Source organism: Acinetobacter sp. CWB-B33, assembly GCF_039655955.1.
GTDB lineage: Bacteria > Pseudomonadota > Gammaproteobacteria > Pseudomonadales > Moraxellaceae > Acinetobacter > Acinetobacter bouvetii.
This window is the reverse complement of record NZ_JAGFEU010000003.1, coordinates 1-18,967: the sequence shown is the minus strand read 5'-3', so window position 1 is coordinate 18,967 and position 18,967 is coordinate 1. Positions and strand designations below refer to the sequence as shown.

Sequence of the window (18,967 nt, the reverse complement as noted above, 5' to 3'; positions counted from 1 at the left end):
GATCATTTTAATTTAAGGAACTTCACATGAAAATTTTCTGGTTTATCCCGACACATGGCGACAGCCGCTACTTAGGCACAAGCAAAGGCGCGCGCACAGTTGATCACGCCTATATGAAGCAGATTGCAGTTGCCGTTGATAATCTGGGCTATGAAGGCGTGCTGATTCCAACGGGACGTTCTTGTGAAGATCCTTGGCTGACCGCGGCCAGCCTGATTGATGCCACTAAACGCTTAAAATTCTTAGTCGCGCTGCGCCCTGGCGTGACCACTCCAGCTTTAGCTGCACGCATGGCGGCAACCTTTGACCGCCTATCCAACGGCCGCGTGCTGCTGAACTTAGTCACAGGCGGCGATGAAAAAGAACTGCAGGGTGACGGGGTTTATGAAGACCATGCAACCCGTTATAAAACAGCCAATGAATACGTCAAAATCTGGCGTGAAATTTTAAGCCGTTCGCATACAGGGGAAAGCTTTACTTTTCACGGCGAACGCTTAAGCGTCGATGATGCAAAACTATTGTACCCGCCGATTCAGCAGCCGTATCCGCCGCTGTGGTTTGGCGGTTCATCTGATGACGCCATTGAGCTGGCCACTTCGCAGGTCGACACCTACCTGACTTGGGGTGAGCCGCCGGCAGCAGTTAAGGAAAAAATTGCCGTGGTGAAAGCCAAAGCCGAAGCCAAAGGCCGTGAGCTGAACTATGGAATCCGCCTGCATGTGATTGTGCGTGAAACCACTGAAGAAGCATGGCAAGCGGCAGATGAGCTGATCCAATATGTGGATGATGCGACCATTGCAGCGGCGCAGGCCAAATTCAAAACCATGGACTCCGTCGGGCAGCGCCGCATGGCCGAACTGCATAATGGTGACCGCAGCAAACTCGAAGTATCACCAAATCTTTGGGCGGGCGTAGGCTTAGTCCGCGGCGGCGCAGGCACGGCATTGGTCGGTGATCCAGAAACAGTCGCTGCGCGCATTCAGGAATATGCAGATTTAGGCATCAGCACCTTTATTTTCTCAGGCTATCCGCATTTGGAAGAATCGATCCGCTTTGCAGAGCTGGTCTTCCCGCTGCTGCCGCTGGAAACACAGAAAAAACTGGCCCAGCCGAACCTGACTGGCCCATTCGGCGAGATTGTCGCCAACAACTACACGCCGGATGAAAACAAGAAGAAAATTAAGGAGCCGGCTTAATGTCCAAAACAGTTTCGGCTGAAACCCTTCAGGAAAAACGGGTTTCACGTGGAACACAGTTCGGGCAGCGCTTGCTGCCTTGGCTGTTTCCAATTGCACTCATCTTGATCTGGCAAATTGCCTCTGCCACAGGTTTACTGCAAAGCCGGATCCTGCCTGCACCCAGCGCTGTGGTCACTGCATTTTGGCATTTGCTGGTCAGCGGCGAGCTTTGGCGCCATGTCAAAGTCAGCGCCGGACGCGCCTTAATAGGCTTATTGGTTGGCGGCGGCTTAGGCCTGCTTTTGGGGCTGCTGAATGGCTCTTCCAAAATTGCCTCCAATTTGCTGGATACCACCCTGCAGATGATCCGCAACATCCCAGCGCTGGCGCTGATTCCCCTGGTGATTTTATGGTTTGGCATTGATGAAAGCGCCAAGCTGTTTTTGGTGGCAATCGGCGTTTTCTTTCCCATTTACATCAACACCTATCATGGCATCCGCTCGGTCGATCCGCAGCTGATTGAAATGGGCAAAAGCTATGGCTTAAACCGCTGGCAGCTGTATAAAGAAATTATTCTGCCTGGCGCTATGCCCTCCATTCTGGTCGGCCTGCGTTTTTCACTGGGCTTGGTTTGGGTGCTGCTGATTGTGGCTGAAACGATTTCAGCACAGGCAGGCATCGGCTATATGACCATGAATGCCCGTGAATTTCTGCAGACGGACATCGTTCTTGTCGGCATTCTGCTGTACGCCCTGCTGGGCAAACTGGCGGACGTACTGGCAGTCGCTTTAGAAAGATACCTGCTGCGCTGGCATTCAGGCTATCAAAAGTAATCAAGGAGCATGAAATGACTGATTTAAGCCTAGGCCGTCATGCCGGCGGCAATACGGCGCCAACCGCCCCCGCAGCAGATATCAACCCGCATGCGGTGCTGGGTGCTGAAATTATTATCGAACAGCTGCATAAATTTTACGGCAGCGTCAAAGTGCTGGAAGATTTAGACCTGCACATTCAGCCAGGCGAATTTTTGGCGATTGTCGGCCGCAGCGGCTGCGGAAAAAGCACCCTGCTCCGCCTCATTGCGGACTTGGAAAAACAAAGCTACGGCGAAATTAAGTTCAAATCAGCACGGCATATCCGCGAAGGCATCAGCGCTGACGACATCCGCGTAATGTTTCAGGATCCGCGCCTGCTGCCATGGCGCAGCATTGAGCAGAATGTGCAGTTAGGCTTGCCAAAGGATGCGCATGGCAATGCTTCCGCCATGCTGGAAAAAGTCGGCCTGAAAGAAAAAGCTGGCCTGTGGCCATCTCAGCTCTCTGGCGGCCAGCGCCAGCGGACGGCTTTAGCCCGCGCCCTTTCGCATAAGCCGCGCATTTTGCTGCTGGACGAGCCGCTAGGCGCACTGGATGCGCTGACCCGTTTAGACATGCAGAATCTGATTGAAAAGCTGTGGACGGAGCAAGGATTTACGGCCATTTTGGTGACGCATGATGTCAGTGAGGCGGTACAGCTTGCAGACCGAATTATCTTGCTGGATAAAGGCCATATTGCACAGCAATTCGACGTTAAGCTTCCACGTCCACGCAAAAAAAATATCGACTTTTCAGAACTTGAACAGCGCGTCTTAAATGCCGTTTTAGCCACCTAAAATCGGCCCAGCCGAAAAAATGCATGATCAATGGTTCGTGCATTTTTTCGAGCCAATGGATCTCAAATGCATTATTCCGACGGATAACATTTGAATTAGAGAAATGACCATGAATACCCGCTATTCGCACTTTTAAAGTGCTTAAGAATCTCAATTTCCTTATCTGGTTGCCTCTAAATCCACAAAATACATCTCAATTTTCAATCTATATTTTCTAATTTGATTTAATTCCAAATATCATCATGATTTTAAATGGCAATCTAAAAAATAAATCATCATAAGTCATAAAATGACAAGCTTTGGTTATGCACAAATCTGATGATTTGCCGTACAATTGCCCATTCCCCTTTTTTTTCATGTTTTAGAGTGCTAATGGAACAAAAAAAGAGTACACAAAAACGGCATCAGCTGTTAAATGCTGCGCTGGACGTTTTTTCCCTATACGGTTTTAATGGCGCCAGCCTAGACGAAATCGCGCAAATTGCAGAAATGCATAAATCCAATATTTTCTATTATTATGAAAATAAAGAGGCGCTGTACGTTGAGGTTTTGACGACAGTGCTGCAAAAATGGCTTGCGCCGCTGCAAATGCTGGAAGCCGAATTAGAACCCGAAGAAGCCATCACCAACTATTTGATGCAGAAGATTGAAGTTTCGCGCACACAGCCTAAAGCTTCCCGTTTATTTGCACTGGAAGTCATTCAAGGCGCGCCGCATATTCTTGAAATTCTAAAAGGGCCTTTAAAGAAATTAGTCAAGCGTAAAGCCAAAGTCATTGCGATGTGGCAAGAGCAAGGCAAAATTTCAAAAGAAATTGACCCGGAATTGTTTATTCTGAATATTTGGGCTATTACCCAAAACTATGCAGATTTTGCAACGCAAATGGAAATGGTAACCGGCAAAACCTTGCGTAACCGCAGCATGGTGCAGCGCGTGATTCAGCATACAGTGCATATGATGCTTTACGGCGCAATTCCCCGCAGCGAAAAATAATTTCTGCCCCATGCAGAAATTTGGCATACGGCCATAGTTGATCTATGGCCGCCGAATTCTTTTTTTATTAAGCTTTTATTTTACCATCTGATAAATTTCAAGCAATTTCCTGGCGCCCAGCAGCAAATTTTCTTCCCAATCCAAATGCGCAGTCTCATTCGCGCCATCAGTAATATATTTTACGGATACCAAACGCACTCCCAGCTTCCTGCAGACCTTGGCAATCGCATAGCCTTCCATATCCACTAAATTGCACGGCACTTTGGGCTGGCCAATTTCAAAACTGTCCCCTGTCCCGCAAATACCTTGCGGCAAATGCTGAAAATAGCTGTCTAAACGGATTTCTGCAGGATGATCATCATCCATCGGCGTCACGCCAACAGCAAAACCCAGCGGCGACACATCCATATCGCGCTGCACAAATTGCGTAACTTCAACCAGCGCATGCGCATTAAAGTGCGAACTGCCTGCCGTGCCCAAATTCAGCAAGACCTTGCAGCCGGTTTTTTGAATCACCTCAAAGGCTTTAAAGGCCGCATTCACTTTACCTATACCGCTGTAGTGCACCTCAATGCCTGCCTGTTCAAATAGGCCTTTAGACTCATTCGGCAGCGCCATCATTAAGGCAAATTCCTGGCTCATATGCATCTCCGCTTCTGTATTGCATGCATATAGCATAAATACGCAAAGCCCGCCTTAATTGATTCACTCTTTATCATTCGGCGAGATTTTAAATTGCATAGGGCGCTTGCCCAGAAGCGACGCCGTCACGGGCTGATCATTGCGCAGCCATTGAATGATTTTTTCCAGCGCCATATCGCCGCACACACGATGCTGATGCGTGATTGGCGCCTTCCAAACCTTTGTGGCGGGCCGACAGGATTTGAATATCCTGATGATTCACCATCCATATAAGCATTCACGGCAGGCCGCAGCGCCTTTAACATCAAGCGCGAAATCGGAAATTTGCAGCTGCAAGCATATACCCGCGGCTCATAAGCGCCTGCTGGCGTAATCAAACTGTTAAATACCATATCGGACGAGTCGCCCCATGATATTTGACCGAGGTGATATTCGGCGCAATATAGCTGTCGCGGTGGACTTGCTCAGCGCCATGCGGGTTGGTCAGTCAAGGCATCATGCCCACATCCGCCTCATGATCATGATATTCCACCACCACTTTGCGCGCTTCAACCTCTATGGTGGCATCCACCTGTTTACCTGACTCAGAACGGAACCAGCCTTCATGCACAAATATGGTATGGGTGACATCCATAATATTTTGCGCCACTGCGCCCATTTCTCCGTCATAGGTGCCAGCCATGTAATAGCTGACCCAGCCGTCTCGGTCATAAAAAGGCAATTTAAAAACCTCAGGACGTTCCGACGCAGGCTTTTCGCCTAAATAGATTCAAATGACGCCATCCTGTTCACAGACATCAAAACTGCGCTGTTTAAACGGATGTGGCTTTTCAGGGAAAAATTTGCCATTCACACTGGGAATATGCGCAACATGACCATCACCCTGATACGACCAGCCATAATACGGACAGCGCACACAGCCATCTTTCATACTGCCGGCAGACAGTGGTACACTGCGATGTACGCATTGATCCAGCAATGCCGCAGCTTGACCATTTTTTTGTCTAAATAGCACAATATTTTTACCGTAAATGGTGGCGGCATAAGGCTGATTTTCTTGAAGTTCTTTTGATGTACAGGCCACATACCATTCTTCCAGCAATCCTTGGGCCTCATCCCAAAATCGAGTTTTTTTACACATTGTTTTAAGCCTTAAATTTTGAGTCCATTTTTTATTGATTCATTGTTTTTATTCTTCGGCATTATCCAGCTTTGCCAAAAGCATAGCCGCAGTGTATCAGCTTCAAAAAAATGCTAAATAGCGCAAAGATTATAAATTGTGCAAATTCGGTCAATCGCTCACTGCCCTGATACAGCAAAAAGCCTGCTTTTCCGCTCAATATTCTAAAGAATATAAAGAAAAGCAGGCTCTAGATGACGCGATGCTGACATCAATCCGTGCGATGTTCCAAATAGGCTTTTAAACAAGGAGAAACAATTAGCTGCCCTTGGTAAAAGCCTTTCACTGTTTTACTCAGCACAATGCCCCACAGCAAGGCCAGCACTGCAGCCAAGATATAAGCAAAGCCATAAACTGCAGGTAATTGGGTTTGCACCGCCAAATTCAGCACGGCAAGCGTAAATACACCTAAGGGGAAAGTTAAGCCCCACCATCCTAAGTTAAAGGGCAAATCTGCAGCGGCATGTTTTAAAGAGGTCAGTACGGCAATACCGAGCCACCAAAGCCCAAAACCAATCAGCATGAGTGCCGCTAGAAAACCCGCCTGCTGCAAAAACATGCCTGCAGCGCCCCATGCGCTAAGCACCAAAATCCGCGGTGCCTCAACACCTAACAGCAGCAAGGCCAATGCTCCTGTACCAATAGGTCCCAACGCCAGCCAGCTGCTGATGGCCATATCCTTAGATGGCAGCTGGTGCAGTGCCAAACGCAGCATCAAAATGGTGAGCACGGCAAAGGCAGGCAATACAGAAATACCCCAAAGCACATAACAGCTCAGCAGAATATATACACTCTGCATAGCTGCGGGCAGATGCTGCAACAGCAAAGCACCAGAAGCAGCGGCTACTTCACACGCCACAATAGGCAGCAGCCACACCGCAGTCATACTGTGCAATACATGCTTCTGACGGCTATACATCAAAAATGGGACCGCCCATGCAATCACCAGCGCCAAAAGTGCGTCTGCATACCATAAATATTCAGCCAGATTAAGCACAACCTCACCATATAGCGGCAAGCCAAATTTCAATAGACCATTTAACACTGCAGCCAGCGCCATAGGAATGGCACCTAAAAACAGGCACATTACGGGGTGATTAAAAATCTGTTTGGCTTCCTGCGGATACAGCAGCCAACGCGCAGCATACAATGCAGAAAACACCAAGAAGAGCAGCGTATTCAGATGCCATAGCGATGCGCCCAACTGCCACAGCAAGTGTTTGGCAAATGGAAATTCTGGCAAAATAACCGCCAAAATGCCCGTACCCATCACGACAGTGAACCAATTTGGGGTAAAATGGCGGATTAAATCCTGCTTTTGCGCCAGCTGATAAAATGGCTTTTTCATCATATTCTGCTCTTCAAAAGTAATTCAGCTTATTTTAAAGCAGTGCATTAATAAGTAAAACTGATTTATTTTTGTTAATGTTATAAATTTTACTTATTTAAAACTTTTTATAAAAATAAAAATATTGAGTAAAAACACAACAGCAAGACGAAACTGTGAGAATATGGCAATATATAGCCCTTACAAATTTTCAACGTATTAATTCGCCCATGAAGCTGCTCCGCCTGAATGCTTTAGCGCCTGATTCTCAATTACCCAAAACTGCTGTGACCATTGGCAATTTTGATGGGGTACATTTGGGTCATCAAGCCATGATCAGCCAGCTTCAGGCCCTTGCGCAGCAGCAGAATTTAAAAACGGCGGTGATGATTTTTGAACCGCAGCCGCTGGAATATTTCAAAGGCTATGAAGCACCGCCGCGCATCAGCTCATTGCGTGAAAAAGTTGAATACCTTAGTGAATTAGGCGTGGACTATATTGTCGTTGCTAAATTTGATAATGCTTTTCGTAGCCTCAGTGCCGAAGAATTTGCCGAAATTTTAAAAACAAAACTGAATACGCAGAGCCTTGTACTCGGCGAAGATCATCATTTTGGCAAAAACCGCCAAGGCAACAGCGCGTTTTTACGCAACTACGGTTTTCATGTCGAAGATCTGCAAAATATTGAAGTAGACGGTGAACGCGTCAGTTCAACCCTAGTCCGTAAAACATTACAGGAAGGCGATTTGGCGCATGCTGCTAAACTCTTGGGCCGTCCTTACAGTATTACTGGACGTGTGCAATACGGCGACCAGATTGGCCGCACCATTGATTTTCCAACCATCAATGTGCGCTTAAACCGCCACAAGCCTTGCCTGCATGGCATTTATGGCGTGGAAGTGATGTGCGAAACTGAATCTTTAAAAGATAAAGTTAAATCTGAATGCCCAGATAAAACCGGCATTGCCGGCTATGAACCCAGCGCCTTATTTGGCGCAGGCCATGCCGGCACCCGTCCAGCCATTCAGCAGGAACATCCTGCATGGCGATTAGAAGTACATTTTCCTGATGTTTCTGCTAATCTGTATGGCCTGTTAATGCGGGTGACGTTCTTAAACTATTTACACGGCGAAAAGAACTACCCTTCGCTTGAAGCCTTAAAAGCCGGAATTGATGATGATGTGGAAAAGCTGCTTGAGTTCCGCCGGAATCACCCCCAGTTCCCCTTTTAATATCCCAAATTATTTATGTAAAACGCGTCAGCCAAACAGCTGATTAAATTGGAAGACAACTTGCATGAGCGATAAGCAAACTCCTGAAAATGCAGTGGATTATAAAGCCACGCTAAACCTCCCAGGTACTGAATTTGCAATGAAAGCAAATCTCGCAGTACGTGAAGCGAAATGGTTGGAAGAGTGGTATGCCGACAACATTTATCAGCAGATTCGCGCGTCGCGTATTGGCAAGAAAAAATATGTGCTTCATGACGGCCCTCCTTACGCCAATGGTCAAATTCATTTAGGTCACGCGGTTAATAAAGTTTTAAAAGACATCATCATCAAAAGCCGTGTGATGGACGGTTTTGATGCGCCATACGTTCCAGGCTGGGACTGCCATGGCCTGCCGATTGAACTGAAAGTCGAAGAAAAAGTCGGCAAAGTCGGCGTTAAAGTGGATGCCTCTACGTTCCGTAAAGCCTGCCGCGAATATGCCTATACTCAAGTCGAATTACAGAAAAAAGACTTCGTGCGCATGGGCGTGTTCGGGGATTGGGACAAGCCTTACCTGACCATGAACTTCAAGCAGGAAGCGGACATTGTGCGCTCGCTTGGCGCAATTGCTAAAGCAGGCCATATCGAACCGGGCCTGAAGCCTGTGAACTGGTGTCTGGACTGCGGTTCAGCATTGGCAGAAGCTGAAGTTGAATACGAAGACAAAAAATCAGATGCGATTGATGTCGGCTTTACAGTTGTAGACCTTGCCGATTTATCTGCACGTCTAGGCGTTAGCGTTAGCGATTCGACGGATGTCGTGATCTGGACAACCACGCCTTGGACGCTGCCGGCCAACCAAGCCGTGGCGCTGCATGCAGATATTGAGTATCAATTGGTCAAAGCGCGCGGTGACGATAAAGAACCGCAAAACTTCATCTTGGCCAAAGATTTAGTTGAATCTGCGACTGAGCGTTATGGCTTCACATCGGTAGAAGTTCTTGCAGACTTCACAGGTAGCAAACTTGAAAACTTAGTGCTGCAGCATCCGCTGATTGGCGACCGTCAAGTGCCGGTGATTCTAGGTGAGCATGTGATTGCCACCAGCGGTACCGGCGCAGTGCATACGGCGCCTGGCCATGGTGTGGACGACTACAAAGTGGGCCTGCTTTACAACTTGAAAGTGGACAACCCTGTGGGCGGCAACGGCGTGTATTTGCCCACTGCGCCAATTTTTGCCGGTGAACACATCTACAAAGCCAATCCTCAAATTATTACTGCCTTGTCTGAAAGCAATAAGCTTTGGGCGCATGTGCCAATCAAACACAGCTACCCGCATTGCTGGCGCCATAAAACGCCGATTATCTTCCGTGCAACCCCGCAATGGTTCATCAGCATGGATGCGCAAGGCTTACGTCAAAATGCGTTAAACGCAATTGAAAATGACATCAGCTTCGTGCCGGATTGGGGTAAAAACCGTATTCAAGCGATGATCGAAGGTCGTCCTGACTGGTGTATCTCACGTCAACGTACATGGGGCGTGCCGATTCCATTCTTCGTGCATAAAGACACCAATGAGCTTCATCCGCGTACTCCTGAACTGATCGAAGAAGTGGCAAAGCTGATTGAACAGGAAGGCATTGACGGCTGGTATAACCGCGATGCTGCGGAATTTATCGGTGCTGATGCTGAACAATACAATGCGGTACGCGATACCCTAGACGTATGGTTCGACTCTGGTACAACCCACTATGCGGTACTGCGTGAACGTGAAGAACTCACCGACCCTGCTGACCTGTACTTAGAAGGTTCAGACCAGCACCGCGGCTGGTTCCAGTCTTCGCTTTTAACTTCTATTGCGATCAATGAACGTGCACCGTATAAAGGCTTGTTAACGCATGGCTTCGTGGTGGATGAGAAAGGCCGCAAGATGTCGAAGTCTTTGGGTAACATCATTACCCCGCAAGACATCATTAAAGACATGGGTGCAGACGGTTTACGCTTCTGGATTGCATCTGCCGACTACCGTTATGAAATGACGGCAGGTAAAGAAATCTTCAGCCGCGCATCTGACGGTTACCGCCGCATCCGTAACACGCTTCGTTTCTTGCTGGCCAACTTAAATGGCTTCAAGCCATCAACAGACGCGCTTCCTGTAGATCAATTGATCGCGCTTGATCAATACATCCTGCAGCGCGCGGCTGACGTACAGAAAACCATTCAGCAAGCCTATGAAGATATGAACTTCCATATCGTCACCAATGCCTTGACCAATTTCTGTATTAATGACTTGGGCGGTTTCTACCTCGACATCATTAAAGACCGTCAGTACACCACCAAAGCGGATTCTGCAGCGCGCCATTCTGCGCAAACAGCGCTGTATCATTTGGTTCAGGCCTTTGTGCGCTGGATGGCGCCAATCTTGAGCTTCACAGCGCAAGAAGCTTGGCCGCTGATTCCTGAGCAGTCAGAGAAATATGTCTTTACTGCGGAGTGGTATGACATTCCTGCAGCATCGGCTGCAAACGTGGTTTCTGAAGCAGAATGGCAAACCCTGATTGCTGTGAAATCTGCAGTGAACAAGCACATTGAAGCTGCGCGTAATGAGAAAACAGTCGGTTCCAACCTGTCTGCGAAAGTAGAGCTTTGGGCATCTGAAGAACTGAAAACTGTTCTTGACCGCCTAGGCGATGAGCTTCGTTTCGTCCTCATTACCTCTCAAGTGCTGGTCAACACATTTGACGCAGCGCAAGGCAATGAATCTGACCTTGAAGGTTTACGCGTAAAAGTATCGGCTGCTGACGGTGAAAAATGCGCGCGCTGCTGGCATGTTCTGCCGGATGTGAATACACATCATGAACATCCAGGCCTTTGTTCTCGTTGTATTATTAACCTTCCTACAGGTCAAGGCGAAGAGAGAAAATATGCCTAATCCGCAAGAAAAAAAGGGCTTGTTCCAATTCTACCCGCACAATTTAGTGTGGGTGGGCTTATCCATTGTTGCGATTATTTTGGATCAATGGACCAAGCATATTGCCAGCACGCATCTGAACTACGCAGATCCTGTGCCTGTACTGCCCTTTTTAAATTGGACATTACTTCATAACTATGGCGCAGCCTTTAGTTTCTTGTCCGATGCCGGCGGATGGCAGCGTTATTTCTTTACTTCACTGGCAGGTTTAGTGTCTGTAATTTTTGTATTTTGGCTGATGCGTATGCCAAAAACTGTGAAGATCCTCCCGATTGCAATTGCGCTGATTTTAGGCGGCGCAATCGGCAACCTGATTGACCGCATGTCATTGGGCTATGTCGTGGACTTTATTCACGTGTATTACAACAACAGCCACTTTCCTGCTTTTAATATTGCAGACAGTGCCATTACCCTTGGCACCATCTTATTGCTGATTGATACCTTCTTCCTAGAGAAGCAGCGTATTCAACGTGCGGAAGCGCAAAAAAATGACTGATTTTATTAATCCAAACGAAGAAACCCGTATTGAAGACGGCGCCAAAGTGGAGCTTCACTTTTCGGTTGCTATTGAAAACGGCGTAGAAATTGACAATACCCGCAGCCGCGAAGAACCTGTCAGCTTAGTGATCGGTGACGGCAGCTTATTGCCTGGCTTTGAAAAAGCGCTCTTTGGCCTGCGTGCCGGCGACCGCCGCACAGTCAGCCTGCCGCCGGAAGACGCTTTTGGCCCGTGGAATGCTGAAAATGTGCAAAAATTTGATACCGTCAAATTTGATCCTGCGCCTGTAGTTGGCCATATGATTGAGTTTGAAGATAAAGCGAAGCAAAGCCTGTTTGGCGTGATTAAAACGGTCGGTGAAGACATTACCGAAGTGGACTTTAATCACCCTTTAGCCGGTAAAAACATTACCTTTGAAGTGGAAATATTCAAAGTGACGCCTGCCGGCCAGCAAGGCGTAAAACTGATGTAAAACCGCTTGCTCTAAAAAAAAGCCCTGCTTGGGCTTTTTTTTATGCCCGAATTTCGGACTTCACCTGCTGCAGATACAATTTGCTTATAGGCACGGCCTGATAAAAATCATACTTTAAAATACAGGCTGATAGATAAAATACCGAACAAGGAAAACCGATGAAAATTTATATAATTGTGGGCAGCGTGCGTGAAGGCCGGACAGCAATTAAAGTCGCCAACTGGGTCAACAGCGCAATTAAGGGTTATGGATACTCCACTATTCAAACAGAAATCGTCGATCTCAAAGAGTGGAACCTGCCCTTCTTCGCAGGCGCTCATCCGCCAATTACGGGTATTTATGATCAGCCGAAACAGCAGGAATGGGCGGATAAAATCTCTCAGGCAGATGCTGTGATCTTCATCAGCCCTGAATATAATCACGGCTACAGCCCTGCCCTGAAGAATGCACTGGACTATATTGGCAAAGAATGGGCAGGCAAGCCGGCAGCCTATATCGGGTACGGCGCAACCAACGGATCGCGCTCAATTGATCAAATCCGCCAAGTGGCAACCCAGCTGGGCTTGATTGACAGCAATGCGGTGATTGAAATCCGCGACATTTTTTCACGCAACTCTGGCGACACCTTTGAACCGAATCCATTTGATGAAAAAGGCCTTAAGGCTGCCGTCGATAAGCTCATTCAATATGTGCAATAAGATGTAATCCAGAGCTTACATGGAATGGGGAAATCACCACTTTTCACACATTGCAATTCAGCTTACATTGAATGTATGCAGAGACAGGATGTCTCGAAAGCCTAAAACAATAATCATAAGCAGGATAGACGCTGGATGCGTACGGTACGACAGGAGTTATACCGCTGGAATGAATCTAAAAAAGCCTTGGCAGGATGCCAAGGCTTTTTTATTTCTAGTCTCTAAAACTGTCTAATTAAACTGCATATTTCAACTGAAAGCGGTCTTTTAAAAACAGTATAAAATCTCGATTTTCAGTTCTGCGCGGCTTAAAAAGCTCATGTACGTTTTGGCTTACATCACCAGTGGGAAATAGACACTATTCACTTTATCTTTTTCCTTTTATATTTAACTCATACAAGACAGGATGTCTTAAGAAAATAACAATAAACAATGCAGCAGGATGCTGACAGGTACGACAGGAGTTTTACCTAGAATGAATACGGAAAAGCCTCAACAGGATGTTGAGGCTTTTTCTTTTCTAATGTGCGCATAACTGCCCTCGAATGCAATAACTTGGTTCTATACCCCATCAACGTTTCAGCAGTTGTCCGCATTTACTTACAGCGTATGCTGTGAAAACCGACTATTTTTAATACTAAAACATTTCTATTGTTAAATCATAAAGACAGGATGTCTTTTAATAAAAAGAAAAAATGCAATCAGCGGGATGCTGCAGGCAGACTGAATAAATGCCTTCTGAATGAATTCGAAAAAGCCTTGGCTTCTTGCTAAGGCTTTTTTCTATACCGCGTTTTGCAAATAAAACCAGCTGCAGCTGGTCGTAAAAGTGGCAATTCAGCAGCAAAATTTATACTGCGTGTGCAAAACTGTCCTTATAATCCAAACAGCTTTTACTAAAATAAAAACCGCAGGCCAAATATTCTTGCAATTTGACCCGCACAGTTCCATGGAATTGGACAGACAATAAAAACAACGAGAGAAAAAATATGCAGCTGCATCAGCAATTTTTGAATGAATACACCAAGGTGTTTGTCGCAAATGAGAGCCATGCTTCCTGTACCGCCTTAGCGCAATATATTGGCTCGCACCGCGAACTATTGATGCAGCAGCTGCATCAATACGGCATTTTGCTTTTCCGCGGCTTCCAGATTCACCAGCCTGAACAGTTCCACCAGCTGATAGAACAGTATTTTCAGCTGCAGCCGTGGAACTCTTTCAATCCCAATATGCCCGGCTGGGCAGCTTCTTGGATGCGAAAATACAGCGAAGGAATACTCGGTGCAGGCGATTACCGCCGCTATATTGACCGCAATACCGTACAGCTGGGGCCTGTAGAAAATTCAGTGCAGGGGCCGCATGTAGAGGGCGGGGTCCGCTCAGAACGTTCGCGGTATATTGCCTTGTTCTGCCAAGAGCCTTCCACTTATTTAGCCGAAACAGGATTCAATAATTTAGAGCAGATTTGGGATAACTTGCCAAAATCTGCTCAGGAAAAATACCTAGGCGCATGGAATCATTTTTCTTATGTCTCGGCACGTAAAATCAATGCCATCGACCATCTGCTGCTGAAGAAAAGCCCGTTCAGCATTGAAATGCGCAAAGACCGCAAAGCCAAATTAACCCTGCAGCGCTCACCGCTGGTGATCCATCATCCTGAAACCAAAAAACTGGTGCTGCAGCCCTGGGCTTTTGCCAATAATACCAATTCATTTGCGCATCAGGCGGCTCAAAGCTGTTTCGAAAACCGGGGGGAAATCCAAATTGACTCTACCGCAGACGGCATGCAGCTGACATGGGAAATTTACAATCAGCAAGGCAGCCAAATTGAATGGACCGACAGCGAAAAGCAGCAGTTTTTTAATGCGCTTTATCAGGATGCCTTGCTGCTGCAGTGGCAAAAGGGTGATGTCGCCTTAGTGGATAATGTGAAAATTGCCCACTGGCGCATGAATGGTGAACAAGGAAAACGAAAACTGATTCAAATTCAAGCGAATGTATTTAATGCCGATGATCATTACGCGGCTTAAAAAACGGCCTGAAGCGATTTAAAAAGTGATGTAAGCTTTGGCTTACATCATCTGCTGAAATCGGCGTCTAGGCAGGCTGTGCAAATCAGCTTATTCTGCAGTTATCAGGAAACAGGATGTTTCCAAAACATAACAACAAGAAAAATAATGTTAAGCACTGGGATGTGAGGTACGACAGGAGTTATACCTAATACACGAAATACGAAGAAAACCCCAACAGGATGTTGGGGTTTTCTTTTTTCATCAATGATTATTCTGCACGTCACCGCTTTTATAAGCCTTTTAAATACGCTGCAACATCATCATTACCCGCCATTTCTGCAAGCTCTAATGCCGTGTATTGCGTTTTATGCTGCACATCTGCACCTTTCTCTACCAAGAGCTTCACAACGTCTAAATAGCCATTTTCTGCTGCTGCATGCAGTGCACTATAGCCTTCTTCATCGGCAGAGTTTACGTCTGTGCCATTAGCTAGTGATTTTTCGACTTCAGCCAGTTCACCTAAAGATGACCAGTACACCAGTTCAGGCAGATGCAGTTCTTCATCGTCTTCAGGGATTGGGGAGATAGAATTAAATTGCATATATATTTCCTAACTTTCACTTAGCTTAATGAGCTTTTGATAAAGATCATTCTCCAATCGTTCCAATCCTTCACCATTTTTTAAATAGGTTAAGGCTCTATGGTGAATCATATCAGATGGGATATCATTTACACTTTGAGCCAAAGGAATAACCAATTTACCTAATGTATGAGCAATTCCTGTTTCATACATTACATTAGGATTTTTACCACTAAAATCCACAATAACTATTTTAGATTTAAAAATTAAGTCAAAGATATCTTGAATAATTGTACTATTATCCCAAATATCATCAGCCCTTAGGCATCTTAGATTAGCTCGTTCTGAAGCATTCTTAATAGCACTATAAACATTATCAAAACCTGAAAAAGGCATCATTACAGCTACAAGATCATTTTCAACGTTCGCTTCAGGTACTGTGAATACTGAAGGAGAAAAAGTGATCTTTTTTTCTGCTACTTGATTCGATACATATAACGCATCTTTATCTCCACTGCGATGATCTAAATATTCTTTAATTTTTTGTAAATTCTGAGGATTCTCTATTCGGATTGTCTTAAGAACATCAATAATACAAGCCCCATAATCCTCATCCCCCCAACTCAAACTTCTTAACAACCTTGGATGATTACTAATAATATGATCAGCATTTACTAGGAGGCCAATCTCACTCCAATCAGTAGTATCAAACTCTTTTTCTATTCTTCTCTTTAAATCTAAGATGAGTCGATTACTCTCTTCCTGACTATTCTTTGAGGTAAAATTTGAATTGTACATATAAATATTTTTGTGATTAGATTTCACTCATAATAATATACACATAAAAATAAAAAAGCCCCCTTTCGGAGGCTTTTCTTTTTAAAGAATCACAACTTAAGCTTTAGCAGGCTGCACCACTTCTACTTTGTCTGTATCAGTGTCATGCATAATCAGTGCGACCGCAATTGCAGTAATCAGTACAGGTAAACCCACAGCCATAAAGTTGAAATGCGCAGGTAAGTTCATACCCAGCAAACCGCCAATCAAAATCGGCCCTACAATCGCGCCCATACGGCCAATCGCAGAAGACCAGCCAATCCCCGTCGAACGTACTGCAAGTGGGTAGAACTGCGCCACATAGCTATACAGCAGCATTTGCGAACCAATAGACGCCGCACCTGCCAAAAACACCAAGATATAAAGCAAGAACTGATTCGACTGAAAGCCCATCAAGCTCATGACAATCGCACCCATCATACCCAAAACCATCAACACAGGTTTTAAATGGAAACGGTCCGCTAAAATACCGCCGCCGACAATACCCACTACAGCACCCACGTTCATCACCATCATGAACATCAAGCTATTGTCCATAGAGTAGCCTGCCGCCATCATGAGTTTCGGTAGCCAGCTGCTCAGCGCATACATGGTCAATAAACAAGTAAAGAACGCCAGCCAAAACAGCAATGTATTCACTGCACGGCCGCGGCGGAACAGACTCACCACGTTTGCAGCTTCAGGCACACTTTCCTGAGGCAATGAAAATGTTGTTGTCTCCGTCACTTTTACTTCAGGTGCTAAACGCTTCACAATGCTGCGCGCTTTGTCCTGCTTATTTTCTTTCACAATAAATGCCAAAGATTCAGGTAAAAATTTCCAAATTACAGGCAATAAAAATACAGGAATGCCGGCAATAAAGAACATAATCTGCCAGCCAAAATCAGGCGTAAACCATGAACCTAATAGAGCAGCCATAACACCGCCAACAGCATAGCCGCTGAACATCGTCGTCACCAGCGTACTGCGCATCTTCTGCGGTGCATATTCTGAAGTCAAAGCAACAAGGTTTGGCATCACACCACCAATGCCCAGACCTGCCAGGAATCGCAAAATAGCGAATTCTGTTGGGTTTGATGCAAAACCGCCAGCAAAGGTTAATCCGCTGAATAGCACGATGCAGATCATAATGACTTTTTTACGGCCGATTTTATCCGCCAATGAGCCGAAGAACATTGCTCCAAACATCATCCCTGCTAAAGCACAGCTTGCAAGCATACCCGCCTGCATCGCTGTTAAACCCCAGTCTTTCATTAACAACGGTAAAACAACGCCGTTAATTGCTAAATCGTAACCATCAAACAAAATAATCAATAAGCACCAAGCCACTACATTGAAGTGGAACGGGGTAAATTTCGCCTTATCGACTATAGAATTTATATCTAAGTTATCCGTCGTCATCGTTCTCATCTCCCATGAGTACTTGTCCAAATTTTTCACATGAATTTTTAAGCAAAACTCAATGTTGGCGCACTATACGCAGGCCAAAATGTATGGACAATTAGACAAATGGATAAATAAATAAAATATGCTTAAATTAATGATTTTAATAATAATTAAATATACTGTTCTTTTATCAAAATATGAGTTTCCGTGCTTATTTTTTAGTATTTAAAGTTTATATCAAACTTTAAGTATCTTTAATTTATCTACATAAATTTAAAGAAGTTTTTAACTAAAATCTATTTAAAATCAGAGTAAACCACTTTTTTAGCACTCAAAATTTGGTTTCAATTGAAACAATTTCAGATACCCAATACATTGAAACAAACCATAGGATTTTATTTGACGCTTTTTATGCTTTTTTCATACTGTGAAAGAATAGATCTTGCAACTTTTTTCCCTTCTTTTATCTGTGATTTATTTAAAATTCGATCGAAATTCTTCAAATTTAACTTAGCCTCACTATCCCCTTTTTCCGCAGCCAGAAATATCCATGCATAGGCAATAATATAATCTGTTTCTACACCTTGCCCCTGTGCATATAAAAGGCCAATTTCATTATATGCAGGAACGTAAAACTGTTCTGCAGATTTTAAATACCATAAAAGTGCCTTTTCATAATGCTGTTGAACATATTCTCCTTGCCTATACATTTGGCCTAAGAGAAATTGAGATTGTGCATCACCAGCTTTAGCTGCCCTGCTTTGATATTCCAAAGCGCGATCCATATTTTGATGAACTCCATCTCCTTTCCTTTAGCATGCATAACTGCAAGATTTGCTAGAGATGGCGCATAGCCTTGATTTGCCGACTTTTCAAATAAAATGACAGCTTTATTGAGGTCTTTTGATATTCCAAATCCTTGATAATACATACTTGCTAGATAATGCGTCGCTGCAAGATCCCCTTGACTTGATGACTCTTCAAACTCATTAAAAGCTTTTGTGTAGTCTTTTTTAGAATAAGCCATTAAACCATCATTAACATCAGCGAATACATATTGAATTCCAATGAATAGATTTAATACAAATACAATATAGCGTTTTTTGCTCATCATTTTTCTTATCGCTTACTCATTATAAATATCACTATTAAGCTTCAGGCTTCGTTCGAGCCTCTCCGCGGGCAACTATTTCCTATTTTTTTATTTCGCATAAAAAAACACCCCTAACTGCTTGAGTTAGGGGTGTTTTTCGAATAATGAGCTGGCGATGACTTACTCTCACATGGGTAACCCCACACTACCATCAGCGCTAAGAGGTTTCACTTCTGA

General features: G+C 45.1%; 19 protein-coding genes. 10 read left to right on the top strand and 9 right to left on the bottom strand.

From position 1 onward, the window contains the following. The first annotated feature begins 26 nt into the window (after positions 1 to 26). The 4 genes from ssuD to JZ784_RS09420 all read left to right on the top strand — a co-directional run bounded on the left by ssuD (position 27) and on the right by JZ784_RS09420 (position 3,822). Positions 27 to 1,196, top strand: a complete 1,170-nt coding sequence (ssuD, locus tag JZ784_RS09435; protein WP_346314705.1) for an FMNH2-dependent alkanesulfonate monooxygenase — start codon at positions 27 to 29, stop codon at positions 1,194 to 1,196. Further along, a complete protein-coding gene (ssuC, locus tag JZ784_RS09430; protein ID WP_346314704.1) occupies positions 1,196 to 2,011 on the top strand; it encodes an aliphatic sulfonate ABC transporter permease SsuC in 816 nt (271 codons plus the stop codon). The genes ssuD and ssuC overlap by 1 nt, the downstream gene beginning before the upstream one ends. A 14-nt stretch (positions 2,012 to 2,025) precedes the next feature. Beyond that, positions 2,026 to 2,829 carry an ABC transporter ATP-binding protein gene (locus JZ784_RS09425; protein WP_005006559.1) on the top strand — a complete coding sequence of 268 codons (804 nt, stop codon included), beginning with the start codon at positions 2,026 to 2,028 and terminating at the stop codon, positions 2,827 to 2,829. Positions 2,830 to 3,201: 372 nt separating this feature from the next. Continuing rightward, positions 3,202 to 3,822, top strand: coding sequence for a TetR family transcriptional regulator C-terminal domain-containing protein (locus JZ784_RS09420; RefSeq protein ID WP_005006558.1), 621 nt, complete (start codon positions 3,202 to 3,204; stop codon positions 3,820 to 3,822). Between the two features lie 75 nt (positions 3,823 to 3,897). Here the strand turns inward: JZ784_RS09420 and JZ784_RS09415 are convergent, their stop codons facing one another. The 4 genes from JZ784_RS09415 to JZ784_RS09400 all read right to left on the bottom strand — a co-directional run bounded on the left by JZ784_RS09415 (position 3,898) and on the right by JZ784_RS09400 (position 6,992). Further along, entirely contained in the window at positions 3,898 to 4,464 is a 567-nt protein-coding gene (locus JZ784_RS09415) for a 5'-nucleosidase (protein WP_346314703.1), read from the bottom strand. 487 nt (positions 4,465 to 4,951) lie between these two features. Further along, entirely contained in the window at positions 4,952 to 5,185 is a 234-nt protein-coding gene (locus JZ784_RS09410) for a hypothetical protein (RefSeq protein ID WP_346314702.1), read from the bottom strand. 48 nt (positions 5,186 to 5,233) lie between these two features. Next, a complete protein-coding gene (locus JZ784_RS09405) occupies positions 5,234 to 5,605 on the bottom strand; it encodes a Rieske 2Fe-2S domain-containing protein (RefSeq protein ID WP_346314701.1) in 372 nt (123 codons plus the stop codon). 250 nt (positions 5,606 to 5,855) lie between these two features. Continuing rightward, entirely contained in the window at positions 5,856 to 6,992 is a 1,137-nt protein-coding gene (locus JZ784_RS09400) for a TDT family transporter (protein ID WP_346314700.1), read from the bottom strand. A 209-nt stretch (positions 6,993 to 7,201) separates the two neighbouring features. Between JZ784_RS09400 and ribF the strand changes: the two genes are divergently transcribed. The 6 genes from ribF to JZ784_RS09370 all read left to right on the top strand — a co-directional run bounded on the left by ribF (position 7,202) and on the right by JZ784_RS09370 (position 14,852). Continuing rightward, a complete protein-coding gene (gene ribF / locus JZ784_RS09395; RefSeq protein WP_346314699.1) occupies positions 7,202 to 8,203 on the top strand; it encodes a riboflavin biosynthesis protein RibF in 1,002 nt (333 codons plus the stop codon). Positions 8,204 to 8,267: 64 nt separating this feature from the next. Then, the gene (gene ileS / locus JZ784_RS09390; RefSeq protein ID WP_346314698.1) at positions 8,268 to 11,114 is read left to right on the top strand and encodes an isoleucine--tRNA ligase; all 2,847 of its coding nucleotides are present in this window, start codon (positions 8,268 to 8,270) and stop codon (positions 11,112 to 11,114) included. Further along, the gene (gene lspA, locus JZ784_RS09385) at positions 11,107 to 11,649 is read left to right on the top strand and encodes a signal peptidase II (protein WP_130144283.1); all 543 of its coding nucleotides are present in this window, start codon (positions 11,107 to 11,109) and stop codon (positions 11,647 to 11,649) included. The genes ileS and lspA overlap by 8 nt, the downstream gene beginning before the upstream one ends. After that, positions 11,642 to 12,124: a peptidylprolyl isomerase gene (locus tag JZ784_RS09380; RefSeq protein WP_005006540.1), complete on the top strand. Its 483-nt coding sequence runs from the start codon at positions 11,642 to 11,644 to the stop codon at positions 12,122 to 12,124. Before lspA ends, JZ784_RS09380 begins: the two co-directional genes overlap by 8 nt. A gap of 158 nt (positions 12,125 to 12,282) precedes the next feature. Next, positions 12,283 to 12,822 (top strand): NAD(P)H-dependent oxidoreductase, encoded by a 540-nt coding sequence (locus JZ784_RS09375; protein ID WP_346314697.1) that lies wholly within the window; start codon positions 12,283 to 12,285, stop codon positions 12,820 to 12,822. A 989-nt stretch (positions 12,823 to 13,811) separates the two neighbouring features. Then, positions 13,812 to 14,852 carry a TauD/TfdA family dioxygenase gene (locus JZ784_RS09370; protein WP_346314696.1) on the top strand — a complete coding sequence of 347 codons (1,041 nt, stop codon included), beginning with the start codon at positions 13,812 to 13,814 and terminating at the stop codon, positions 14,850 to 14,852. A gap of 271 nt (positions 14,853 to 15,123) precedes the next feature. On the opposite strand, the gene JZ784_RS09365 is transcribed toward JZ784_RS09370, so the two are convergent. The 5 genes from JZ784_RS09365 to JZ784_RS09345 all read right to left on the bottom strand — a co-directional run bounded on the left by JZ784_RS09365 (position 15,124) and on the right by JZ784_RS09345 (position 18,748). After that, the gene (locus JZ784_RS09365) at positions 15,124 to 15,435 is read right to left on the bottom strand and encodes an ankyrin repeat domain-containing protein (RefSeq protein WP_346314695.1); all 312 of its coding nucleotides are present in this window, start codon (positions 15,433 to 15,435) and stop codon (positions 15,124 to 15,126) included. Positions 15,436 to 15,444: 9 nt separating this feature from the next. After that, positions 15,445 to 16,212 (bottom strand): hypothetical protein, encoded by a 768-nt coding sequence (locus tag JZ784_RS09360; protein ID WP_346314694.1) that lies wholly within the window; start codon positions 16,210 to 16,212, stop codon positions 15,445 to 15,447. 96 nt (positions 16,213 to 16,308) lie between these two features. Further along, on the bottom strand, positions 16,309 to 17,652 hold the full coding sequence (locus tag JZ784_RS09355) for an aromatic acid/H+ symport family MFS transporter (protein WP_346314693.1): 1,344 nt from the start codon (positions 17,650 to 17,652) through the stop codon (positions 16,309 to 16,311). Between the two features lie 380 nt (positions 17,653 to 18,032). Beyond that, a complete protein-coding gene (locus JZ784_RS09350; protein WP_346314692.1) occupies positions 18,033 to 18,410 on the bottom strand; it encodes a tetratricopeptide repeat protein in 378 nt (125 codons plus the stop codon). Continuing rightward, positions 18,353 to 18,748 carry a tetratricopeptide repeat protein gene (locus JZ784_RS09345; protein ID WP_346314691.1) on the bottom strand — a complete coding sequence of 132 codons (396 nt, stop codon included), beginning with the start codon at positions 18,746 to 18,748 and terminating at the stop codon, positions 18,353 to 18,355. The genes JZ784_RS09350 and JZ784_RS09345 overlap by 58 nt, the downstream gene beginning before the upstream one ends. Between the last annotated feature and the right edge of the window lie 219 nt (positions 18,749 to 18,967).